We start from the raw sequence: 24926 nt of genomic DNA on the forward strand, positions 1-24926 counted from the left end.
TCATAATGGTAAATAATCAATCTGAATTAGAATTTGAAAACAAAAGGCTGGAACAAACGATATCTTTAGCAGAGGAACAACTGGAAAAGGCAAGACAGAACAACGAAGAGAATAAGTCAGCCATTATTTCAGCAAAAAAAGAGATGCGCGAAAATACGTCACACTCTATATCAGGGCTCTGGTCATCGGAAGGTTTTGAAGCTCTCGCTGAGTTAAGCCAATATGTGAATCCGGTTCTGGATAAAATTGCAGACTATGAAGAGGTGGAGAACAAAATATTTCTGTTGGAAAATTTGATCAAATCCCCATATTTTGCCCGAATTGATTTTAAGTTCGATGATGAAGATACTTTTGAAAAAATATATATCGGACGTTCTTCTTTGAAAAACCTCACTACACACGAATTGTACATCTACGACTGGAGATCGCCAATTGCAAGTGTCTTTTACCGTTTTTTAACAGGGCCGGTATTTTATGATGCCCCCAGCGGGAGAATTAACGGAGAGGTTAACTTAAAGCGCCAGTTTGAAATAAGCTGCGGCAAACTGGAATACTTTTTTGACGCCGATGTTCAGATTGTAGACGAGTTTTTAAGACAGCTATTGTCTAAGAATACTTCTTCAAAAATGAAAACCATAATTGAAACCATACAGAAAGAACAGGATATTGTGATAAGAGACATGGAAAATGACCTGATGATGGTGCAGGGCGTGGCCGGGAGCGGAAAAACTTCCATTGCCCTCCATAGGGCTGCATACCTGATGTATCAGGACCTGCAGGTGAAACTTTCTGCGAATAATATTATTATTATCTCTCCAAACTCACTATTTGAACAGTATATCTCTGACGTATTGCCGGAACTCGGCGAAAGTAATGTTGTTTCCATGGTGTTCGAAGAAATTATTACAAAACTATTCCCGAATGTACATTTACAGTCAAGAAACCAGTTTTTAGAAAACCTGATCACAAGTCCCGAATACCGCAAGGTTATAAAAAGCAGTATCGAATTCAAAACCTCCCGGAGATTTCTGGAAATGATTGACCGATTTATTTCGGATTTGCCCCAGAGATGGATCGCCTTTGAAGATGTCTATTATGATAACAAGTGTATTGTAAGCAAAGATATAATGAGATATAAAATATCCGGAAGAGCAGAAACTCCTTTGGGAATGAAATTAAAACAATTAGAGACTTTTATTCTGGAATCTGTAAATGCAGCACAGAAAAAACGTTTGTCAAAAGCTCAGGAATCTTTGATAAAAGAAGAAATAAAAAAATTCACAGAACTCAATATTTCAGACCTGTACAGACAGTTATTCCTTGATAAAGAATATTTTTATAGCTTAGCAGATGACTTAGAGCATAATGAATACATGGAAGAAATTTTAGAATTCACACAGGAAAACTTAGACTCTAACCTTTTGCATTATGATGATGCAGCTGTTCTGGCTTATTTGCATCTGAAGATATATGGAACAAACGACTATAAAAGCATCAAACAGGTGGTAATTGATGAAGCCCAGGATTATTATCCTCTGCAATTTGAAATTTTCAATTTATTATTTCCGAATTCCAAATTTACCATTTTAGGAGATATGAACCAGACCCTGGGGAAACAGGAAAATCTATCGCTTTACGATCAGATCAGCAGTATTCTGAATAAGAAAAAATCATCTCTGGTTACCATGGATAAAAGTTTCCGCTGCACCAATGAGATCCTGAATTATAGTTTGAAATTTATTGAACATAACCCAGGTATCAAGAGCTTTAACCGCCAGGGCGATGCACCGGAAATTCATGCTGCTTCTGACCCGTCAGCTCTTAGCGGTATGATCCTTAAAGAAGTAAACACCTGTATGGAAAAGGGATATCGCTCCATCGGACTTATCTGTAAAAGTGAAAGAAATGCCCTTAGGCTGTTTGATTCCTTAAAGGACAAGATTGATCTTCAGTTAATAAAAAACGAAAGTGTGGCTGACCTTCACGGCGTGTTTATCATTCCTGTCTATATGTCAAAAGGACTTGAGTTTGATGCTGTTTTAATATGTGACACCGATGCCCTGAATTATAACAATGAAGATGACAAAAACCTTTTATATATTGCATGTACAAGGGCACTTCACCGGCTTAATCTGTTCTGCCCGGGAGATATGAGTCCGCTGTTGTAGTTAGGGTTTTGCTCAGCTAAACCCACGCTTTAAACTTGAAACATACTGTTTCGCCGATACCCCTGCATATTCTTTAAACACCTTGGAAAAATATTTCTGGTCCGGGTAGCCGGTCTGGCATGCGATCTCATAGATCTTCATATCTGTTTCTTCCAATAACTGTTTTGCTTTCTGCATTCTTACTTCTTTCAGGTAATTGGAAAAGGTCTTGCCAGTCTCTTTGGCAAATAATGTGCTCAGATACTCCGGTGCCATTTTATACTTGCAGGCAAACAAATCCAGACCCAGGTGTTTACCGTATTCTTTATGTATGGTTTCCACCATTGCGCAGATACAGGCGGAGTAGTGCTTCTCCTCTTTGGGCTGCTCCTCCCTGCCTCTGTTTTCAATATTCGCCAGCGTTTCCCGCAGATTATTCACCGTGATCGGCTTTAGAAGATAATCACGGATGCCAAGTCTTACTCCCTCCTGGGCATAACCAAATTCCGCATAACCGCTCAGTATGATAAAGACCGGATTCAGGCTCATGTTTTTCAGCTGCCTGATCATACTCAGTCCGTCTACTTTTGGCATCTGTATGTCTGTAATTACTACATCCGGCTCAAAATCTCTGACAGCCTTCATTCCTTCATAACCATTATCCGCTTCTGCGACTACGCAGTATTCCGGATTTATTTTCTCAATACACTTAACCAGACTATGCCGCACCCGCAGTTCGTCTTCTACTACTACAATACGCATATAGTTCACCCCTTATGGAATCATTAAAATGACTTTTGTTCCCCTTCCCGGTTCACTCTCAATTTGGATCTGTGCTTCACCTTTGTAATACAGATTCGTTCGGTTTACAATGTTGCTGATACCGATACTCTCGCTGTTAAGAGGCGTTTTATTGGAGATATCATTGTGAATCCGCTTTAGGATATCGGGTTTAATACCACATCCGTTATCCTCAATGAATATCATTAATTTCCCATCTTCTAAAACCTCCGCCTTAACAGAGATAACTCCTCCCTGCTTTTTATCCTGGAAACCATGAAGAATAATATTTTCAATAATCGGCTGCAGCAGCATTTTATAAATTGGATAGTTCAGTGACTCCTCCTCAATGTCATATTGGCACACAAAGGAATCGTTAAATCTTTTCTGCTGCAAAAAGGTGTATTTTTTCATCCATTCCAGCTCCACTTCCAGCGGTACCTGCATATCTATATTCGTAACACTGTACCGCAGCAGGCTCCCCAGTGAACTCAGCATCTGACTGATCTCTTCCTGATCATTCTCTATGGCAATCCAATTGATGGAATCCAGGGTATTATATAAAAAATGAGGATTAATCTGAGCTTCTAATGCCTTGAGTTCTGCCTTTCTCTGCCGGTTGGACATGGTCATAATTTCATAGTTCTTATCTTTTAGCTCCTGTATCAGCTTCTCATTTTTACCCCGCATCTTATCAAACTGATAGATGATCGATACCAATTCATCCTTTTCCTCCAGACGGGGCAGAACTTTTGTCTCTCCAGGCTGGTACTCTTCAATATACCGTGCCGTTTTTATAATAGAGCGGGATAAGCGGTTCGTAATTGTAACCGTCAGGAGTGTAAAGGACCCCATGATAACAGCTACGATTAAAAAGCTGATCTGCCTAAAAAATGTCACATCCTGAAACAGCAGTGTTTTGTCAATAACCTGTACCAGCTGCCAGCCTGTTCCTTCAATTTCATTAAAGAATATCCTGTGATTACTGCCATTTCCGACGGCATTGGCTGCTGTTTCAAAATCACTGCCTATCAGTTCCCTGTTTTCTGCAGCAATTACCTTACTGCGGTTATCAATCACATACGTAGTAATGCCCAGTTCCTCCATATATTTCTTCATTTGATTATTGCTGATTTTCGTATAATGAAACATATCCTCGTCCACGCCCACTACAATGATCCCGAACTTTTCTTTCGTAACCGCATCCTTTAGGGGATACGACAAAAAGAAAGAGTAGATTTTTTCTTCCCGGTTCTCCGTAAGGCAAAGGGTGGGAAGATATACCACTTCGTCCTGATCCCATACATTCAGGTAAAAATAATCCCGGTAGATCCGGTTATTCCATATTGTCTCCAGACGTCCCAGCCGCTTATCGTATAAAATATATTCGTCGCTGTCACTTAAATAAGTAATACTGTTTACATTGTCATAAATAGATGTGAAACTCTGAATTTTTTCCAGGATCTTTGATTTGTACGTATATTCCCCCTCCCTGCCGGCCTGATCCATTTTTCGGACCAATTTTAGAAGCTCCCTGTCCGTTACGATATTATAGAGAATATTCCGGTTGGACTTCAGCCGTTCTTCAATTACCTGCAGATCCCTCTGTGCGTTGTTATCCACAATTGCCTCTATTTTGGAATTGATGCTGCGGCTGTATACCAGATAACTGCCAATTCCGATGAGGATACACGGAATGATCCCCAGCAATATGTATCCCAGCACAATCTTATTCTTCAGCTGCATTACTTTTTTATCTTTTTTCTCTGTCATTTTCTTCTCTTACCTTATCTTGACTTTTCTCCTAAAAACGATTACATTAAAATTCAGGAGGAACGACTTATGCCTAATCACGAATTTGAATATATCAAACACAGTAAAACAAGTTATTGCAAAATATTTCTGGCTGAAATTTTCCAATGCACTCCCCAGCACTGGCACAGCGACATGGAATTACTTTTGGTATTGGATGGAACGCTTACTATAACTTCTCTGCCGGATAACCCCATTGCCAAAGAACATGACATGATTGTTTTTAACAGTTATGAAACCCATCGGCTTACCTGCACCTCCGGAAAAGGGCTTGTGCTGGCTGTCCAGTTTTCCTCATCCTTCTGCCGCAGTTATTATCCGTCCTTTGAATATACCTATTTTCATCAAAACCTGCTGTGTTCCTGCAGCAAATACACAACCTTGCAAAAACTAATGCTTCAGATGGCTTCCTCTTTTTTCCGGGAACCGGATTATTTTTCCCTCCATTGTATCGGGCTATTAAATTTGCTGACGGAACAGATGCTCCTAAATCTGCCTTACGGCCTGTTGGACATGCAGGAACGAAGCAGCCGTGAGAAAAATATATTCCGTATGCAGAGTATCCTTAACCACATAGAAAACCACTATACGGAAAAGCTGCTGCTTTCCGATATTTCTGAGCAGAAAGGACTGTCTCTGCATTATCTGTCCCACCTGTTCAAAAAAACCCTGGGCATTTCTTTTCAGAACTATATGAAGCAGCTTCGTTTTGAAAAAGCCCTCAATCTGCTTACCGAGACCGATAGCAGTATCCTGGATATCTGCATTGCCAGCGGTTTCTCAGACATCAAGTATCTGAACCAGCTATCAGAGGAATATTTCGGCTGTACCCCCGGTCAGTACCGCCGCCGTTTAAGAGAAAAACAAAGCGCCCCTGTCCCTATCCCTTATATCCGGGAGTGTTCCCTTACCAATGAGTCTCTGAGTGAAAACTTCTCCATATTATGCAGTTATTATCCTGAGCTGGAACTTGATCATGTTTGACAGGCGCCATTATGAAAGAAAACTTCCATTCTTTCATAACCGCACCTGTCCCTGTAATTATAATACCTTAATTTTATATTCCTTACAACCCGCTTCCGGAATCAGATATGTCTGATTACCTTCTTCTTCCAGACTTCCTCTGCCTCCAGTATTGCTGCAAGGATTTTCCAAACACAGCTTCCAGCCTGAATCATGTGTGGCCGTCACCGTTAAGATATCCCCGTTCTTCTCTGCCTGAAGCTCTAATTTATCATTCAGTTCCTTCTTGTACACTACGGCTTTTATGCTCTTTCCCTCTTCCGGTTCAATCAGATGGAACGTCACATTTCTGCAGTAGTCATATTCGGCACAGTCATCTCGGTCTCCCACTGCCAGCAGTGTATTCGGCTTCACTAACAGCGGCAGGGAAAAATAATCAAACTTCTGTGTATACCATCTGCCTCCCACTAATTTTTCTTTTGTTATCCAATTGGTCCAGTTACCCTCCGGTACATAGTAGTTTGCTATGCCGTCTTCACGGAATACAGGTGCTGCCAAAAGGCTGTCACCTAACATATACTGCCTGTCCTGATATGCACAATTTGGATCTTCCGGAAATTCAAGCATCATAGCCCTCATCATCGGTATCCCCTGTTCATGAACCTGCACTGCCTGAGAAAACAAATAGGGCATCAGAGAGCATTTTAACCTGGTGAAAAATCCCAGTACATCACAGGCTTCTTCATCAAACATCCAGGGCACACGGTAGGAATCATGTCCATGAAGCCTGCTGTGGGTAGATAAAAGACCAAATGCCGACCATCTCTTGTATAGATCCGGTGTGGCGGTGCTGTCAAATCCACTGATATCATGCGCCCAAAATCCGAAACCGGACTGGCAGAAGGACAGGCCTCCTCTTAGGCTCTCCGCCATAGATTCATACGTTGCCAGGTTATCTCCGCCCCAGTTTACCGGGAACTGCTGGGTTCCTACCGTTGCGGACCGTGCAAATACGCAGGCATCCCGTTCCCCTTTTTTGCGCTTAAGCATTTCATAAACCGTCCGGTTATATAGAAAGGTGTAGTAATTATGCATTTTTTTGGGATCAGATCCATCAAACCACTGCACCTCTGTGGGTATTCTTTCCGCAAAATCCGTCTTCAGGCAGTCTACTCCCGTATCCAGCAATTCCTCTAATTTCCCTGCAAACCACCGGCACGCATCAGGATTTGTGAAATCTACAATGGTCTGTCCGGGCATCCAAAGATCACTCTGCCAGATGCTTCCGTCTTTCCGTGTGAGTAAATAACCGTATTCTTTTCCTTCCCGGTACAATTCAGAACGCTGTCCTATGTACGGATTAATCCAAACACAGATTTTAACACCATTTTCCTTTATTTTGGCTAACATCCCCTTCACATCTTTAAATTTGCTGTCCCATTTAAAGTTGCAGAGTTCAAATGGCTTCATCCATCCTGCATCATAATGGAATACGCCAAGGGGAATATTCCTTTTCTTCATTTCATCCACAAAACCGTGCACCACTTCCGGCTCATAACTCGGTGTCCAGCTGGTAGACAGCCAAAGCCCAAAGGACCATGCCGGCGGAACCGGGCTTCTTCCTGTCAGCGCAGTATAATTTCCAAGAACCTGCTTCGGTGTACCCCCTCCGATTACCATATATTCCAGAGTCTCACCCTCCACACTGAACTGCACTTTTCTCACATTCTCCGTTCCCACTTCAAATGTAATATGCTCAGGATGATTTACCAGCACGCCGTATCCGTAATTAGACAGATAGAACGGAATATTTTTATAGCTCTGATCGCCAAATGTTCCGCCGTCTTTATTCCATATTTCGATCGTCTGGCCATTTTTAACGAGTGATGTGAATCTCTCCCCCAAACCATAGATATATTCCCCTACCCCTAGCGAAAGCTGCTCTCTCATATAGGTTTCCTTCATATAATGGGGACGCGGCGGACAATGATTGAAGTCACACCACTGGTCTGCCTCATAATCCAAATCTGTCACATATGCCAGGCTCCTGTCTTTACTGGAAACCATTTTCTTCCCTTCATAAAAAAAGCTGAAAGCAAATTCTCCTTTTTTTTCTATGATTACCGTAGTTTTGCCGCTGGTCATCGAAATGGTTTCTTCCGTATCTGCAAATTGCAGGTCTGTCTGCTCCTGAAATAACTTAAATTCAGGTCCTTTTTCGATTTTTCCGTCATAATGGTTCACCCTGATTTTGATAACATCCCTTCTGGGGGAAGTAAACCATACCGTCATTGCAGGTCCGTATGTAGTATCATTTAAATCCCGGATTTCAGCACAGGGGACGAATACCTCAATCCCCTCATCTGAAATCTTATACTCCCATAATGAGTGTACTTTATGCTGCCTGATTCCCTTTGCTTCTTCCCATATTCCATCTGTAAACCTCATGTTTTCCCTCCTGTATTATCAATTTTTCTTGTTGTAAAAAGTATATACAGAATTGATAAATTAAACATGGGCTTATTTGTCTTTTTTATTATGCAAATTAGCTATTTTATTTTCCGCGCACTACCTCTATCTTCAAAGCGTCCCTTACTCAGCTAAACCCCAATTTAAGCTGAAATTGTTTGGCATGGGGAATTGCATGGACTTTTAAAATCTCCCGGAAGCCCCGCCGCCGCCTGAAGAACCGCCTCCGCCAAAGGATCCGCCGCCACCGAAGGAACCGCCCCCGAAGGAGCCGCCGCCGAAAGAGCCACCGCCAAATGGGCCTCCAAAGAATCCGCCGCCGCGTCCGCCTCTGCCGCCGCCTCTTAAGAAGATTACGATAAAAAATAATATCAGACCTATGCTGATAAACGAACCTCCATTTGATGATTCCCCGTAATCCTCATCAGCAAAGCCCTCTTGTATATTGGCATCGTCCAGGTTAGATGGTTCTTCCAGGTTATATTCTGCGTACACTTCCTTTAATACACCGGTAAACATGGTCTTCATCCCCAAGTCCCAATTATCTTCTTTTAAAGCCGGTGTACCCAGATTGCGGATGATTCTTCCTGCCTTGGCATCATTAATCGCCCCCTCAAGTCCATATCCCACTTCAATTCTAACTTCTCTTTCCTGTAAAGCCAGAAGAATTAAGACACCGGAGTTCTTGGATTTATCACCAATTCCATATTCCCGGAACATCTCATTGGCGTAATCTTCAATAGAATTTCCATCCAGGGTCTGTATCGTTGATACAACAACCTGTGCTTTCGACTTGTCATTTAGCAATTTACTCTGTGCAATCATATATTGTTTCGTTTCATTACTCAAAAGTCCTGCGAAATCATTTACATAAAACTCTCTTGTGGGAGCCTGAATACCGGCTGCCGCTTTTACCGGTAAATAAGCCAGCATCAGCACCATCGTAACCATAAGGCTATATGCAAAAATATTTTTTATTTTTTTCATATGACTCCTACCATACCATCTCCTATTGCCCCTCAAAATTGACTTCCGGTACCTGCTGCGCCCCTTCGGCAGCCTGGAAATATTCTGCTTTCTCAAATCCCAGCAGATTAGCAAAAATGTTGGAAGGAAATCTTCTTATTTTCTGGTTATAATTTTTCACTGCATCATTATAGTCTTTTCTTGCAACTGCAATCCGGTTTTCCGTGCCCGCAAGTTCATCAGAAAGAGCGATAAACTGTTGATTTGCTTTTAGATCCGGATAATTTTCCACAACCATAAGCAGTCTGCTCAGTGCACCGGACAATTGATTGTCAGCATCTGCCTTTTCTTCCATACTTGCAGCTCCTGCCAGTTTTGCTCTGGCATTGCTTACATCTTCGATTACCTCTTTCTCATGTTCTGCATAACCTTTTACCGTATTTACCAGATTGGGAATGAGATCTACTCTTCTTTGGAGCATCGTATCAATATTAGCCCTCTGATTTTCCACATTTTCATTAATTCCTACCAGGGAATTATACTGGCTGATACCAACAACTACCAGTATTACAATAATTCCAACAATTACCCATATTGCGATTTTACTTCCAGATCTTTTCATGTTTTCACCCTCTGCACATTGCCGTTAACATCAGCAATGCTGCCGCCTCCTATTGATTTCTGTTGATTCTGCTGCCTTATTTGAAATATATTATATTTATTTTTATAGTATGAACGTTTTCTCTTTCTTAATTCTATATTAGTATTTACTATCCTTTGTAATCCATTCAGATTTTTATTATAGTAATTTTTTATCTTTCTATACATAAAAACAAACTAAAAACAGGCTTTCTGCGAAAAATAAGAACTATGGTCTTTCTTTCCGGCGATTTACATATATTGTAGAAAATGATTCTGGGAGAATTTCATGGAATGCAATCAAAATGTTGCCTCTGAAGAGTTTGCTGATTTTATCATATCGAATAGCAATTATAGTTTAGATGATACACTTCAGAACAATCCTTCGGCATGTGGGGATTATGTCGACAACCAATTTTCTATAGTATATATTCCCATGCAGGAAGCAGCTCCAATAACTACAGAAAAATACGAATATTATTCTATTCCAAATCTTTATACCACTCTCGATACATCCAGCATGGAAGCATCCGGTATATTGGATACCATTGAACAACCTCTTTTGAATTTGCGGGGACAGGGAACTATTATTGGATTTATTGATACCGGAATCAACTATCAAAATCCGTTATTCCGGCTTTCAGATGGCAGTTCCCGTATTTTGGGAATTTGGGATCAGACCTTACCGTCTTTGGAAATTCCCCAGAAATTACCGCCGGGAATACCAGGTTTCACTGTAAATGACACCATTATTTATGGAACAGAATTTACGAATACCGAAATTAATGAAGCTCTGGCATCCGAAAATCCATTAGAGTTAGTTCCAAGTACAGACACCAACGGACATGGAACCTTTCTGGCTGGCATAGCCGCAGGTACACAATCACCAAATGGAGATTTTATCGGAGCCGCGCCGGAATGTAATATTGCAGTCGTTAAACTCAAACCTGCAAAACAATATTTACGGGATTTCTACTTAATACAGGACTCTGCTGTAGCATATCAGGAAAATGATATTATGATGGGAATTAAATATCTGACACTTATATCTGCCCGATATAAAATGCCATTGATCATTTGTCTCGGACTTGGGACTAACATGGGAAGCCATGAAGGAACATCGCCGCTTGGGCTGCTGTTAAGAAGATTAAATCTGATGACAGGATTTGCATCAGTTGTAGCTGCCGGAAATGAAGTAGGAATGTACCATCATTTTTTAGGCAATATCAAAACCGGTTTGGAATATGAGGATGCAGAAGTATCCGTTGGCGTTGATGAAAAAGGATTTGTGGTTGAACTATGGTCATCTCCCCCGGAACTTTACACCGTCGGTTTTGTATCACCTACCGGACAAACGATCCCACGCATTCCCTTGATCGAGGAAAGAGACACACATGTGACTTTCACACTGGAAAACACACAGATTACAGTTCATTACGACATATCGGAAATGGGCTCCGGCAGTCAGTTTATCACTATGCGGTTTCAGTCGCCTACACCGGGAATTTGGAGAATCCGCGTGTATAATTATCTTTTTATAACCGGTAATTACCATATGTGGCTCCCGATTCAGGGATTTATTTCCAGCTCAACCGTTTTTTTAAAACCAAATCCGTTTACTACAATCACAGAACCGGCAAATGCCTACAGTTGTATTACTGTCGGCGCCTACAACCATCGGGATGGCAGTCTGTATATTCATTCCAGCTATGGGTATAACCGCATTAACTTTCTGAAGCCAAACCTGGTTGCACCCGGAGTGAATGTATATGGCCCTGCTGTGTCCGGCATACCTGCAGAATCCGGCATACCCATGACCTATCAGACCGGAACTTCCGTAGCCGCAGCACATGTTGCAGGCGCTGCAGCCAATCTGATGACCTGGGGCATTGTGCAAGGACATAATCCCGGTATGAATGCAAATTCTATCAGAACCTATTTAATCCGTGGTGCTGACCGAAATCCTGCGTATGTTTATCCGAACAGGGAGTGGGGTATGGGTACGCTCAATCTCTATCAGACGATTCTCAGGCTTCGTGAGTAGATAACGGGCTTTGGGTGGGAAAGTACCAAATTCAGAAGATGCAGTGTTCTGTATTGACTGGATTTGGTGCTGTACCATCCTGTTATGGCATCAGCTTCCTATATTCTCTGGGAGACATCATAACAAGTTTTTTAAACATACTGTTAAAAAACTTAATATCATCATATCCCACGGCACTTGCTATTTCAGATATCCGCAAATCGCTTCCGGCAAGCAGCACACAGCTTTTCTCTATTCGAATCTTCTGCAGGTATTCCCGAAAAGTAATTCCGGTCTCCTGTTTGAACTTCCTGCTTATATACTGCAGGCTGAAATGATGCTCCTGACAGAACATTCCAAGCGTGATGTGCTCCCTGTAATTCCTGTCCACATATTGAATCGCATCTAAAACAATCTCATTTTTAGTGATTCTCACATTGCTCTTTACTATACCACGCAGAGTAAGTATCAGAATTTCGATCAGTCTGCAGCGGAAAATCTCCGTATACCCCGGTCTTTTTTCCCGGTATTCTTCTGACATACCGGTCAGCAGCTGCAAAACCCTCTTGTCTTCGTCATGAAAGATACAGTTAGCCGGAGTCTGCATGAGTGATGGTGTATAGTACCGGATGAGACACCCCTGTATCAGTGCATCGAATGAATGGCACCCATGCAGTGTGTTATCTATAACTTCCGGAAGGAACAGACAGTTAATCAGATTCAGATTCCTGCTCTGGGAATAACAATGGACGCTCCCATAATCCACTATAAAATAATCCCCCTGCGTAAGCTCGCTGCTTACATCATTCAAGGTATGGATACAAGTGCCGCAGGTTACATAAACCAGTTCAAAAAAACGATGGTCATGGCTTTCCATATCATCCTGGCTGCAAGGCATCATCACCAGATTTTCTTTATCTCCTAAAGCAATCTGCTTCATATCAATCGTACTTTTTTTCTCCATAAAGATAAATTCACCCCCTATTTAAGTAGAAATCAGGTCTTTTTTTCCATTTTATTCTCTGGTATCATTAATGTCAAGAAACAACCATACATACTTAAAGAAATTTACAATCTCAGGAAATTTACGTAAAATGGAGGTAACTTTTATGGAATGGAAGGCAAAATGGATTAAACCCTCACTTGAAATGGGCGATGTGTGTCCTATGTTTAAAAAGAAATTTCAGACTACTGAAAAAGTAAAAAAAGCAACACTGACAATCACCTCTCTGGGGGTGTATGAAGCTCTGATAAACGGCAGCCGGGTAGGTGAGTTCATCCTTGCACCAGGCTGGACTTCTTACAAAAAAAGGCTCCAATATCAGGTATATGATGTAACGGATCTGCTGGGCGAAGAAAATCTGCTTCTTGTCACCGTAGGAAAAGGCTGGTACCGCAGCAGGATGCCAGGATGGGCCAGTTCAAAAGTGCAGTCTGCATTACAGCAAAATCCTGCAGGACTTCTGGCACAGCTAGATATTGTCTTCGAAGATGGCAGTAAAGAAACAATTATGACAAATGAGACATGGACTGCTGCCGAAAGCAATGTCCGTTTTTCAGAAATTTATGACGGGGAAACCTATGATGCTTCTTTCCAATCTGCCGATGAGACAGAAGTGTGTACTTTTGACGGACCTTTTGATACACTGATCTCACAGCAGGGTGAAGAGATACGGGAACAGGAAAGAGTTTCTGCCGCATGTATTTTTACAACCCCATGCGGAGAGACCGTAGTTGATTTCGGTCAGGAGGTTACCGGTTATATTGAGATTGAAGTTGATGCCAAAGCAGGTGAAGAAGTTTTGCTGTCCCATGCCGAAGTTATGGATCAGGATGGTAATTTCTATACCGAGAATTACCGTTCCGCCAAGGCACAATTGCATTATATCTGCAAAGACGGGCACCAGATCTACAAACCAAAGCTCACGTTCTTTGGCTTCCGTTATATTCGTATTGATAAATTTCCGGTTGCTGTGTCCGCTGCAAAACCAGAGAATTTTACTGCTGTGGCTGTTCATTCCGAAATGAAAAGAACCGGATTTTTACGTTGCTCGAATCCATTGCTGAATAAACTCTTCGATAATATTATATGGGGTCAGAAAGGTAATTTTGTAGATGTTCCAACCGATTGTCCCCAGAGAGATGAGCGCCTTGGCTGGACCGGAGACGCACAGGTATTTATTAGAACGGCATGCCTGAATTACGACGTAGAAAAATTTTTCACGAAATGGCTGGGCGATATGGCAGCAGACCAGAAAGAGGATGGGCAGGTAGGCCATGTAATACCCAATTTGCTGGATGATCCGGATAGCAGTGCTGCCTGGGCAGATGCTGCCACAATCTGTCCCTGGGAACTCTACTTAGCTTACGGCAACGATGAAATATTAAAATCCCAATTCAATTGTATGAAAAAATGGATTGGATATATTACCACCCATACAAAAGATGAATACCTCTGGACCGGCGGAATCCATTTCGGAGACTGGCTGGGACTGGACGCACCGGATGGCAGCTATAAAGGATCCTCCAGGGAAGATTTTATTGCATCTGCATTTTATGCATATTCCACCTCGCTGGTAATAAAAGCCGGTAAAGTTTTAGAAGAAGATGTTGCAGAATATGAGACACTCTACAAGAAAATCTTAACAGCTTTCCGAAAGACTTATACTGAGTATCATACACAGACCGAATGTGTGCTTGCGGTATATTTTAAACTGGCACCTGACTGCCAGGCTGCAGCAGACCAGCTTGCAGATCTCGTGAAAAGCTGTGGTAAACAGCTTCAGACAGGTTTTGTGGGAACGCCGTATCTGCTGCATGTTTTAAGCGAATATGGTTATACACAGCTCGCATATGACCTTCTGCTGAGAGAAACTTACCCCTCCTGGCTGTATCCAATCACAAAAGGTGCTACTACTATTTGGGAACATTGGGATGGAATTAAGGAAAACGGAGATTTTTGGAGTAAAGATATGAACTCCTATAACCATTATGCGTATGGCTCCGTAGCGGACTGGGTATATGGAGTAGCTGCAGGCATTACGCCTCTGGAGGAATATCCTGGTTATGAAAAAGTTCGAATTGCTCCTATGCCGGATCAGAGGCTTGACTGGCTGGAAGCAACACTGGAAACGCGGCATGGAATTATCCGCTCCGGCTGGAAAATCGAAGATGCATCATGGCGCTATGAGATAGTAACTCCTGTAGCAGCTGATATAGTAATTGCCGGACATGAATATCATTTAGAAAAAGGCAGTTATCTTTTCTATAGTAAAATTAAATAATCTATCTGATAGCAGCTGCCGCAGTACTGGGCAGCTGCTGGATAAAGTTTCAAAGAAGACTCGTTCAGCATTTGGATTATTCGTGTTTTTCCAGATAAATATTAACGGCCAGGTATATAAGAAACATTAGAACAAGCACTGCACATAATGTCCCGGCTATGACTAAATAATATTGATACTTAAAGATTCCATATAAAAGTGTGAAGGTAAAGGTTAGACCGCATATCACATAATTCATAGCCTTGATGACTAAATGACTGCTTTTCATAACCAGATATAAATCTCTTTCATCCGTGTTTTCTGCCAACTCTTCTAAAACACCCTTTTTCGAAAACCCTCTTATAAAGTTAACTGCTGATAAAGCTGCCAGCAAAACGCCTGATATCATGAGTCTCTTTTCATAATAGCCGAAATAGGAAATGAAACATACAATAGATAAAATTGCTGTCATAATTCCAATAACTAAACCACGTTTATTTTTTACTTTCATTCTCTTTTTCCTCCATTTTCGAGTTTTCTTTTAGACAGCATAAATCCTCAATACTTACGTCAAATATTTCAGAAATATGGTATGCCAGCATTAGAGATGGATTATATTGTTCTTTTTCGATAGAAATAATCGTTCTTGACGAAACATGAACCAGGTCAGCAAGCTGCTGCTGCGTTAATCCCATACTCGTTCGCAGTTCCTTAACTTTAGTCTTCATACAACACCTCTTTCTAATGTGAAGTAGACTTCTCATGAAGCCAACTTCATATTATACCGAAACATATCATTTGTCAACAAATAATTCCTGCAGCCTTTCTGTATCTAAAGAAGTCCCGATCACGCAGACTTTTCCGGTATATTGTGGTTCGCCTTTTATAATTTTCCACTCACCGGGCACCATATTAAAATAAATCCACTCTCCTTTTATACTTTCTACAGAACCCTTTGCACGTAAAACCATGCCGTTAACGGTATCCTCATCTAATTTTTTCAGTATCTGCTCTAACTCCTGTTTTGTAAAAACCTTTGCCGTCTCCTTGCTCCAGCTGCTAAATATTTCATCTGAATGATGATGGCTTTCACAGCTGCATACCCGAGGTGCATTCCGATGATGAAGGGATTTTTCATGACCGCCTTTCTCATGGAAAACTTCCTTCTTTTTTTCCCCGGTGTCTTCTGCTTTCCCTTCCATTACTTCTAAAATCTGCAGCCCCTTTAACTTTTCCAGAGGCGTCGTAATTACGGATGCCTTGGGGTTGACTTTACGGATTTCCTCTCTGCACTCTATTATTTTTGCTCTGTCTGCTTTATCGGTCCGGCTCAGCAAAATTGTATCTGCATTCCTGACCTGGTCGTTAAAAAATTCCCCGAAATTCTTTTGATACAGACCAAACTTCATTACATCCGCCACAGTAAGGCTGCTTTCCAATATTACGGACTGTTTCCCTTTCATCTCCTGAACTGCCTTGATTACATCTGATAGTTTCCCAACACCGGACGGTTCAATAAGTATACGATCCGGGCTGTATTTTTTCAGCACCTCCTCCAATGCCTTGCGGAACTCGCCTTTCAGGGAACAGCAGATACATCCCGAATTCATTTCCCGGATCTCAATGCCGGTTCCTTTTAACAGACCTCCATCGATGCCGATTTCTCCAAACTCATTTTCAATTAACAGAACCTTTTCCTTTTGAAATACTTCCCGAAGTAATTTCTGAATCAACGTTGTCTTACCTGCACCTAAAAATCCTGATATAATATTTATCTTTGTCATTTTGATTCTTCTCCTTGCTGAAATTTATTAAGACGTGCTACGCCACATTTTTCTTAACGAACTACTGGATAGACATAATCCTGTTCTGCCTTATCCGCATCTTCTATTCCGGTTACCTGGATTTCAATTCCTTTATCTTTATTATAATGGAAAATTCCCGTTACGGAAACCCATTTATCCTGTTCTAGATTTGACGCATCATCCCAAATGCATATTGGTCCGCAGGGAGAAAGGTCTGCTATGCAGCAGCTCATTAATAACCTGGTCACGGCAAACTCGTTTTCTTCAAAAGACTGATCCCGGTAAACTGTCCCATGCATTGTTATCTGATATCCATCATACTTATCCGAATAATAGCTAAGCTGCAGCAGCCAATTATAAAAATCTTCATCACGAACTGTTATGGTTCTGTTTGCCTCATCCAGACCTGCCGGAACCGGTTGTTTTTGTTTATTTGGCGTAGTTGGTGTGGTATTATCCTGAGCCTCGGTATTAACTTTCGTTTCCGGATTCGTCCCATCTGTAACTGATTTCCCGGCTTTCATATCTGTCTCATCCGTTTCGGACTCTCCTGCATAAGCCTGCCCGTCTTCTGGATTCCCCCCATCTATCATCTTTTCTGACTTTCCCGATCCACCACTTAAATAGCTTCCAACTGCTGCAGCGGACGTAAATGATCCATGGGGAAGCAGTATAATCATTAATGGAATCACCAGAATCAGACATCTGTTCATATTCATCTTATACTTTGGTATGCCTGCCTTCCAGAAACGAGACAGCGCCCAGATCATCATGACAATTCCTGTAAAATACAGAAAAGGCTCCATCCTTGGTGTAACAAAAATAAGATAACTTTTACTGTAAGCCATAGCAAACATCATAACGGAGAACAACAGGTAGCAGGCACCTTCCAGTACCGCTTCATAATTCACGTAACGTTTCATAAAACTACACCGCCTCCTCCCAGCAAACCAAATATCAGAACAATGCCAAAGCAGACAACGAGAGTCGTTAATGCCAGCCTGACTACAAATGACTTCTTAAAATACCCATTTAACATCAGCAGATTCTTAATATCCATCATAGGTCCAAAAACCAGGAAACCCATCATTGGCACAAAGGAAAACGTACCGGACATACTTCTGGCAACCACTGCATCCGAAGAAGAACATAAGGATAACAAAAATGAAAGGGCAATCATAGCCAAAAGCGCAATTGGCAGGCTGATAGTCCCCAGCCCTTTCAGCCAACTCAAATCAGCCACCTGAAATACAGAAGAAATGAAGATTCCGATAATCAAATATTTCCCAACATTAAAAAACTCCATCTGGGAATGTCTGAAAAACAGTTGGACTTTACCAGAAATTCCTTTCTGTTCTCCGATCTCTTCGTAACATCCGCAGCTGCAGCAGCCAAAATCCTCAGCCCCTTCTTTTAAGATCTGCTGCGGTCTTTTCAGAAAAAAAGTAAGTCCAATTAAAAACGCACACAGCAGTCCCAACCCCATCCGGTAGATTACAATCCGAATATCCAGGTTAAATGCATAGTAAGTAGACAGCAGTACTACCGGATTGACCACCGGCGCTGCGGCCATAAAACAAATGGCTGCCTGTATGGGAACTCCCTTTTTCAGCAGGCTCTTGAAAACCGGTATAGAAGCGCAGTCGCAGACAGGCAGAAAAAATCCCCCTGCCATCCCAATGAACATTCCAAGTATGGGATTTTTCGGAAATACACGCTCCATCCAGCTCTGGGGCAAAAAGACCTGGATTGCCGAAGACAGCAAAACGCCCAGCAATAAAAACGGTACCCCCTGCAGGAATACCCCCATAAAAAGAGTAAGAATGGTGTTGAGTGGCAGCCCTTTTTGTTCCAGAAATGGTGCCGCCAGTATCAGACTCCCTATTACCCCTATGCTGGCAGCCGCCGGAACATAGGGTGCCATTCTTTTTTTCTGAACCGTCTGCTTCATTTCCGGTTGAGAAAGCAGGTGGACTTCCGATCTGGAAATACCGTGAATCTTCTGTTCAAACCTGCTTCTGTCCTCTTTGGTCTCTGCATTGCGAAGAAATGTCAGGTCACTGGCTGCCACCTGAGAAATTGGTGCTTCTCCGGTCTGCCCAAGCAGCATATCCGCCACAGGCACATCTGCCAGATAGATCACTTTTGCGATATGGAAAAGTTCGCCCATCCGAAGCTGCAGAAAAATACGTTCCAATTTTGAAAATGCCTCCATCCCATTCCATTCCACCCAGATTTCATCAAACTTCTGATGCTGCATTATCTGGCAGATTTCATCTGCAATACGTTCAAAGGATTGCTCCAGTTCTTTTTTCGACCAGCCAAGAAGCTTGCAGTGCTGCGTGGCATACAATATCTGTTCCCCTTCTTCAAATTGCAGAACCAGTATTTCTTTTCTTCTGCAATGGCGAAGCATCCGGGATATGAATGTTGTTTTGCCGCTATCCAGGAAGCCGGCAACTACATATAAAGGTGTTGTCATAATGCTCCTCCTTCCTATTTTTTTATCAGCGCTTTTCGAAAAACAATAATGACAAACCATACCACTTCCAAAAGTACGATTGTACCTCCCGGTTTCCAACCGGCATAATAGGAAAGTATTAATCCTGCAATTGTTGTTGACACTGCAACGATTACGGCCCACAGAAGGGCTTTTTTATAGCTTCGTCCCATCTGCATTCCGCAGGCTGCCGGCACCACCAGCATGGAAGAAATGATAAGCGCCCCCACCGTACGGGATGCTATCGATATGGTAAGCGCCGTCAAAACAGTAAACACAAAATTAATCCTCTGAACCGGTACACCGGAAATACGCGCTGCATTTTCATCAAACCCTATGTAAAATAATTCTTTATAAAGTAGCAAAACCGTAATCAGCACTATCAGACTGATAACAGTAACCAGTACAAGTTCCTCCCTGCTGATCGCAACAATGCTGCCAAATAAAAAACTGCTGAAATTCGCACTGTTTTTTACAAACCCGGACAATACCCCAGCTAAACCAATACCCCCGGACATAACAATTGCAATAGCCATCTCCGAATAGCGGGGCAGTTTCTTACGGATCCGCTCAATACCCAGTGCCGCAGCCACGCATACCACTGCCGCACTCAGAACCGGATTGATACCAAAGATCAGGCCTGCTGCCACTCCTGCAAGTGAAGAATGGGAAAGGGCATCCCCGATCATTGACATTCTTTTAAGCACAATTGTCATCCCAATACACGGGGTTATCAGCGCCAGCAGAATGCCTGCCAAAAAGGCTCTCTGCATAAAACTATATTCCAGTATACTCATTCTCTGATTTTCCCCTCTTTCATCTTAAGTATCCGATGCGCTCCAATACAGTCTGTGGTACTTCCATGGGTAACCAGGAATATCGTAACTTTGCGGCTCAGATTAAGTTCCTTTAACAACCGGTAAAAATTCTTAACTGATTCCGCATCCATCCCTGCAGTGGGTTCATCCAGAACCAACAGCTCCGGATTACCCACTAACGCCCGTGCCAGCATAATTCTTTGCTGCTGCCCTCCGGACAGTTCTCCAATCCGGTTCTTCATAAAACTCTCCATTCCAAGTTCCTCCAATGTTTTGCGTACACGATCCCGGTGCATTCTGCCCGGCAAACGAAATCTGCCAATCTGCAGATAAAGACCTGTCAGCATAATTTCTTCCACCGTTGCCGGAAAACTCTGGTTATGGCTAATACTGTTTTGCGGGACATAACCTATGCGGCCACCGGAAAAAACATGGGTTGTTTCCTTTTCGAATATTTCCACACGCCCTTCCTGGGGCTGTAATTCCCCCAGTAAAAGTTTTAATAGGGTACTTTTTCCACTTCCATTTTCTCCGGTAAGAAGCACATACTCCTCTTCCCCGATTTTTAAACTCAAATTTTTCAGAATCGGTACATCTGCATACCGAAAAGTGATATTATCCATGCTGACTATGTTCATGAAGCGTTCCTTCCTTACTATTATTTTTAACTATTTAGCACAATTCTATTTTAAGGCTTCTTCCAGCGTTTTCAGATTGTCCCGCATTACAGAAAAGTAGTCCGCACCCGCCGAAAGCTCCTCATCGCTTAATCCTTCCAGCGGATTCAGAACTTCTGTCTTTGCTCCAATTTCGCTTGCAATTGTTTTTGCAACTTTTGGACTTACAAGCTCTTCAAAAAAGATTGTTTTAACATTGTTTTCCCTTGCAAACTGAATAATCTCATTCATTCTTGCCGGGTCCGGCTCGGAATCCGGCAAAAGACCTTCGATCCCAATCTGATTCAGTCCATACGCTTTACAGAGATACCCAAAAGCTTCATGCGCCGCAATCAGGTCTTTGCTTGCTGTTTTTGCAATTCCTTCTCTATACTCCTGATCCAGCTTTATAAATTCCGCTGCATAAGTTTCATAATTTTTTTCATAGTAATCCTTGTTCTCCGGGTCTGTTGCCACAAAAGCATTTTTAATGTTCTCCATCTCCGATTTAGCATTCATCGGATCAAGCCATACATGAGGGTCGCAGCCAGAGTATTCTTCGGTTTCACCCTCGGTATTTATTTTGCCTTTATCATCGGTTTCACTCTCAGCGTCTGTCTTACCATCCCCCTCATGGCTGTGGGTTTCTTCCATGAGTTTTAATCCTTTCGACGCTTCTACGGTAGTCAGCTTCTGATTATCCAGTGATTCCAATATATTTTCTACCCAATGTTCCATACCGGCACCGTTGTAGACAAACACATCTGCGGTCTCTAATTCTCTGATATCCGTTGCTGCCGGCTCCCAGTCATGAGGTTCTGTGCCTGCCGGTACCATATTAATAACTTCCACTTTGTCCCCGCCTATTTTTTTAGCAAAATCATACATGGGATAGAAACTCGCTATCACTTTTAACTTATCTCCGGCATTATTTTCATCGGTTTCCCCACTGGCATTGCTGTTTATCTGGTTAGCCATTTCTTTGTTCTCATCTGCCCCTATACTGCTTTGTTTTCCACAACCTGCGCAGCACAAAGAAACCGCCAGCGCAGACAGGATAATGTACACTGATTTTTTCATGATGAAATCCTCCATATTCAATTATAATTTTGGTAATTTGGTAAAATGGGCGCAAAAAAACAAGGTTTCTTTCTGCAAAAAGGCAGAATTCTCCCTTGCGTCCGCTGATTTAATCGTTCAGCCTTACCTTATAAGATATGAGTGTTTTTCTCTGAAAGAATTGATAAAATGACGGTATCATAGCGATAAATGCTGCTACAATACAAACTACGGAAGCAAAACAAATTATAGCACTTCCAATCTGATGAATCAGACTTTCTGCATGCTGTATTTCGGCACACACCGGACAGCTTTCACCTGTACATTGATGATGGATATTTTCTGCAATAAAAAAATTAGAGAGAAATAGAACGCTTAAAACAGCTGCAATCAGAAGAATGGCGGCAGCTTTTTTGTAGACTTCTTGAGTTTTATTATGCAGATTCATCATCATCGTTATTTCTCCCTCCTTTCAGATTGCATTTATTGTTCCGCTTCAGCGGCAAAGACTGCAATAGCCATAGAGTGTCGTGTGCTGCTGATCCAGTTCAAAATGATGTTCATTTAAAATATGGACAGAAAAATCCTCCATACAATCACATTTTAAAGGAACCGTTTGTCCACATTTCAGACAAACCAGTTTCCCATGATTCTGTTTATCTTCATCTCCTATATACCTATATTGAGCAGGGGAACCGTCCATAGATGGAATTTTAGTAACCATCCCTTCCTGGTGCATCCGCTCCAGCATACGATATAAAGTAGTCTGACCTGCATGCATTCCCTCGTTGCGCATATAATCCATAAATTGTTCAACTGTATAGAATTTCTCCTGGTTCGCTTTCAGACATTGCAGGATATTCTCCCTTTGTTTGGTCTGATACTGACCGCGTTCCCCCACCGTGTTTTCCTCTTTTCTTCAAATATGAATTTGAAAATCATTTTCATTTTATAGTAGATTGTATATTTTGTCAACTGCTATTGCTTTGGAAAGGTTAGAAAATACCAGTTCTGCGGCCAGCTGACGGAGTCCATACAAGTTTCCCACTCCAATCTTGACCTGCACCATCTCCATCTACAAAGCGTCCCCTTCTCAGCTAAACTGCTTCCTACTTTTTCACCATAATACTTTCTGCAGTATGCGGATCAATGATACCGCTCACAGGCGGAAGCACTCCCCTGTCCCTAAGTGGAGAATGTCCAAGGATTCTTTTATAAGCACGATAAAAAGCGGAATAATCTGCAAATCCTGAGGCGGCGGCCGCATCTGCCGCGCTGCACCCGTTAATCAGCAGCTGCTGGGCAAAGATCACCCGCTTTTGCACCAGGTAATCAAAAACCGTAGTCCCAACTGCCTTGCGGAAAACTCTGTTCAAATAATGTTTGCTCAGCAAAAATTTCTCAGCCAGATTATCCAGCGTAATTTCCTCTGAAAGATGGCGATTCAGATAAATTAAGATCTTTGTTGCCAGGTCATTGTCCAGATTATGCCCATGAACTCCGCTTTCTTTACCGATTATGGCAACAATACGGCCAAGAACGGCTTCCATACCTATGGGGATTAGCTGTTCCTGAAGTCCGGACGGGCTTTTCACATATTCACAGAGTGCCTGCAGGCAGGCATCCAGTTGAAATTGTCTTACATTTTCAAAATATATTTTCTGTTTTGGATTTTTCTCAAAAGCTTGAAATACCGATAATAATAGCCTTCGATGTTCCATGGAGATAATATCCGGATGAAAATGAAGCGCATATCTCCGGTAATGGCTGTCGGAATTAATTTTTACTCCATGAAATACATGGGGCGACAGCAAAAGAAGGCTGTGGGAAGTAAGGCAATATCGCTGTCCTTCCACCAGGTAGTCCGCTTCTCCTTCCACAAAGTAAAAAATCTCGTAATAGTTGTGACAATGCAGATCATACTGACCCGTCATATACTGTGTATCACTATAGCCGACATTGATCAGTTCCAGATAACGGCTGTCCTGTTCTTTTTCATTTTCTGGCATTTTATAACCTCCCTCAACCGTAACATAAAAATACTATAAAACATCAGAGCGATATTTGCAATATAATCGACTCTGCAGGCAATGGTATTTTTATTATAAATAGGCTATAGTTTCTTCAAAGCTCCGGTAAACAAAAATAAAAACACCGGACAGAAAGGATATTATTATGATAACAGGAGCACAGCTTTATACCGTCAGAGATTATATCCAAACGGAAAAAGATTTTACATTTACAATTAAGAAAATAGCAGCCATGGGCTATACAACGGTGCAGATATCTGCGATCGGCAAGGATATTCCTGCTGATCGGATACGTGAAGTGTGTGATGAAGCAGGTTTGGAGATCGTTTTAACCCATAATAGTGCTGACCGGATTCTATATGATACGGATGCACTGATTGCAGAACACAATCTGATGGGCTGTAACTATATCGGACTGGGCTGTATGCCGGACAAATACCGCAGTACAGACTGGATTTCTCATTTTGCCGATGATTTTCTGGAACCTGCTAAAAAAATTGCTGCCGCCGGAAAACTCTTTATGTACCATAACCACAACTTTGAATTTGAAAAACTGGGACAGAAGCGTATCCTGGAATATCTTCTGGAAGCCTTTGCGCCGGATGAACTGGGCATTACGCTGGATACTTACTGGGTCCAGGCTGCAGGCGGTGACATATGCCACTGGATTACGAAATTAAAAGACCGTATTCCCTGCGTCCACCTGAAAGATATGGCAGTTGATCATGGTACTGCTGTCATGGCACCGGTAATGGAAGGAAACCTAAACTTCACTCAGATTCTGCAAACCCTTGAACATACAAACTGCAAATATCTGCTGGTGGAACAGGATATCTGCCAGACCGGTCCCTTTGACTGCCTGCAGAAAAGCTATGACAATCTTGCTGCTGCAGGTTACCGTTAAAACAATCATCCCGGGGCGTGTCTGGAAAATCATTTTATCACTCTGACACATCCCAACCTCCGTAAGAAGTGAAAAATAAAATGAGGAATAGA

At 42.1% G+C, this 24926-nt stretch carries 23 protein-coding genes; 5 read left to right on the forward strand and 18 right to left on the reverse strand.

The annotated features are described in order from the left end of the window. Positions 1-5 precede the first annotated feature (5 nt). The gene (locus RHS_RS06765) at positions 6-2168 is read left to right on the forward strand and encodes a UvrD-helicase domain-containing protein (RefSeq protein WP_047832702.1); all 2163 of its coding nucleotides are present in this window, start codon (positions 6-8) and stop codon (positions 2166-2168) included. 12 nt (positions 2169-2180) lie between these two features. Here the strand turns inward: RHS_RS06765 and RHS_RS06770 are convergent, their stop codons facing one another. Further along, positions 2181-2909 (reverse strand): response regulator, encoded by a 729-nt coding sequence (locus tag RHS_RS06770; protein WP_044288918.1) that lies wholly within the window; start codon positions 2907-2909, stop codon positions 2181-2183. 12 nt (positions 2910-2921) lie between these two features. Continuing rightward, positions 2922-4700 (reverse strand): sensor histidine kinase, encoded by a 1779-nt coding sequence (locus RHS_RS30410; RefSeq protein ID WP_395021598.1) that lies wholly within the window; start codon positions 4698-4700, stop codon positions 2922-2924. 69 nt (positions 4701-4769) lie between these two features. Between RHS_RS30410 and RHS_RS06780 the strand changes: the two genes are divergently transcribed. Beyond that, positions 4770-5723: an AraC family transcriptional regulator gene (locus tag RHS_RS06780; protein WP_052377676.1), complete on the forward strand. Its 954-nt coding sequence runs from the start codon at positions 4770-4772 to the stop codon at positions 5721-5723. A 57-nt stretch (positions 5724-5780) separates the two neighbouring features. Here RHS_RS06780 and yicI read toward each other — a convergent pair whose 3' ends face one another. The 3 genes from yicI to RHS_RS06795 form a co-directional block, all read right to left on the reverse strand. After that, on the reverse strand, positions 5781-8150 hold the full coding sequence (yicI, locus tag RHS_RS06785) for an alpha-xylosidase (RefSeq protein WP_047832703.1): 2370 nt from the start codon (positions 8148-8150) through the stop codon (positions 5781-5783). Positions 8151-8354: 204 nt separating this feature from the next. After that, positions 8355-9158 (reverse strand): YgcG family protein, encoded by an 804-nt coding sequence (locus tag RHS_RS06790; RefSeq protein ID WP_052430824.1) that lies wholly within the window; start codon positions 9156-9158, stop codon positions 8355-8357. Positions 9159-9180: 22 nt separating this feature from the next. Beyond that, on the reverse strand, positions 9181-9759 hold the full coding sequence (locus RHS_RS06795; protein ID WP_027292721.1) for a LemA family protein: 579 nt from the start codon (positions 9757-9759) through the stop codon (positions 9181-9183). Between the two features lie 306 nt (positions 9760-10065). On the opposite strand from RHS_RS06795, the gene RHS_RS06805 reads away from it, so the two are divergent. Then, complete coding sequence (locus tag RHS_RS06805; RefSeq protein ID WP_027292719.1) at positions 10066-11820, forward strand: S8 family peptidase; 1755 nt, start codon at positions 10066-10068, stop codon at positions 11818-11820. Between the two features lie 82 nt (positions 11821-11902). Here RHS_RS06805 and RHS_RS06810 read toward each other — a convergent pair whose 3' ends face one another. After that, positions 11903-12763 carry an AraC family transcriptional regulator gene (locus tag RHS_RS06810; protein ID WP_047832705.1) on the reverse strand — a complete coding sequence of 287 codons (861 nt, stop codon included), beginning with the start codon at positions 12761-12763 and terminating at the stop codon, positions 11903-11905. Between the two features lie 145 nt (positions 12764-12908). Here RHS_RS06810 and RHS_RS06815 point away from each other — a divergent pair, with 145 nt between their 5' ends. Further along, a complete protein-coding gene (locus tag RHS_RS06815) occupies positions 12909-15083 on the forward strand; it encodes a family 78 glycoside hydrolase catalytic domain (protein WP_047832706.1) in 2175 nt (724 codons plus the stop codon). 76 nt (positions 15084-15159) lie between these two features. Here the strand turns inward: RHS_RS06815 and RHS_RS06820 are convergent, their stop codons facing one another. The 12 genes from RHS_RS06820 to RHS_RS06870 all read right to left on the reverse strand — a co-directional run bounded on the left by RHS_RS06820 (position 15160) and on the right by RHS_RS06870 (position 23909). Further along, complete coding sequence (locus RHS_RS06820; protein ID WP_027292712.1) at positions 15160-15573, reverse strand: hypothetical protein; 414 nt, start codon at positions 15571-15573, stop codon at positions 15160-15162. After that, a complete protein-coding gene (locus tag RHS_RS06825) occupies positions 15557-15790 on the reverse strand; it encodes a helix-turn-helix transcriptional regulator (RefSeq protein ID WP_027292711.1) in 234 nt (77 codons plus the stop codon). The genes RHS_RS06820 and RHS_RS06825 overlap by 17 nt, the downstream gene beginning before the upstream one ends. A gap of 66 nt (positions 15791-15856) precedes the next feature. After that, positions 15857-16846 carry a GTP-binding protein gene (locus RHS_RS06830; protein WP_047832707.1) on the reverse strand — a complete coding sequence of 330 codons (990 nt, stop codon included), beginning with the start codon at positions 16844-16846 and terminating at the stop codon, positions 15857-15859. A gap of 53 nt (positions 16847-16899) precedes the next feature. Further along, entirely contained in the window at positions 16900-17790 is an 891-nt protein-coding gene (locus RHS_RS06835; RefSeq protein WP_047832708.1) for a TIGR03943 family putative permease subunit, read from the reverse strand. After that, entirely contained in the window at positions 17787-19349 is a 1563-nt protein-coding gene (locus RHS_RS06840) for a permease (RefSeq protein WP_047832709.1), read from the reverse strand. Before RHS_RS06840 ends, RHS_RS06835 begins: the two co-directional genes overlap by 4 nt. A 14-nt stretch (positions 19350-19363) precedes the next feature. Beyond that, positions 19364-20164, reverse strand: coding sequence for a metal ABC transporter permease (locus RHS_RS06845; protein ID WP_044295242.1), 801 nt, complete (start codon positions 20162-20164; stop codon positions 19364-19366). Further along, on the reverse strand, positions 20161-20823 hold the full coding sequence (locus RHS_RS06850; RefSeq protein ID WP_044295244.1) for a metal ABC transporter ATP-binding protein: 663 nt from the start codon (positions 20821-20823) through the stop codon (positions 20161-20163). Before RHS_RS06850 ends, RHS_RS06845 begins: the two co-directional genes overlap by 4 nt. Positions 20824-20868: 45 nt before the next feature. After that, complete coding sequence (locus RHS_RS06855; RefSeq protein WP_152614207.1) at positions 20869-21921, reverse strand: metal ABC transporter substrate-binding protein; 1053 nt, start codon at positions 21919-21921, stop codon at positions 20869-20871. 109 nt (positions 21922-22030) lie between these two features. After that, positions 22031-22354, reverse strand: coding sequence for a hypothetical protein (locus RHS_RS06860; protein ID WP_052377675.1), 324 nt, complete (start codon positions 22352-22354; stop codon positions 22031-22033). 42 nt (positions 22355-22396) lie between these two features. After that, positions 22397-22801, reverse strand: a complete 405-nt coding sequence (locus RHS_RS06865; RefSeq protein ID WP_047832710.1) for a Fur family transcriptional regulator — start codon at positions 22799-22801, stop codon at positions 22397-22399. Between the two features lie 48 nt (positions 22802-22849). Continuing rightward, the gene (locus tag RHS_RS30415; protein ID WP_255348065.1) at positions 22850-22975 is read right to left on the reverse strand and encodes a hypothetical protein; all 126 of its coding nucleotides are present in this window, start codon (positions 22973-22975) and stop codon (positions 22850-22852) included. Positions 22976-23009: 34 nt separating this feature from the next. Continuing rightward, entirely contained in the window at positions 23010-23909 is a 900-nt protein-coding gene (locus tag RHS_RS06870; RefSeq protein WP_047832711.1) for an AraC family transcriptional regulator, read from the reverse strand. A 166-nt stretch (positions 23910-24075) separates the two neighbouring features. On the opposite strand from RHS_RS06870, the gene RHS_RS06875 reads away from it, so the two are divergent. Then, a complete protein-coding gene (locus RHS_RS06875; RefSeq protein ID WP_047832712.1) occupies positions 24076-24834 on the forward strand; it encodes a sugar phosphate isomerase/epimerase in 759 nt (252 codons plus the stop codon). Positions 24835-24926 lie beyond the last annotated feature (92 nt).

The sequence above is a fragment of the Robinsoniella sp. RHS genome (genome assembly GCF_001029355.1).
Classification (GTDB): Bacteria; Bacillota; Clostridia; order Lachnospirales; family Lachnospiraceae; genus Robinsoniella; species Robinsoniella peoriensis.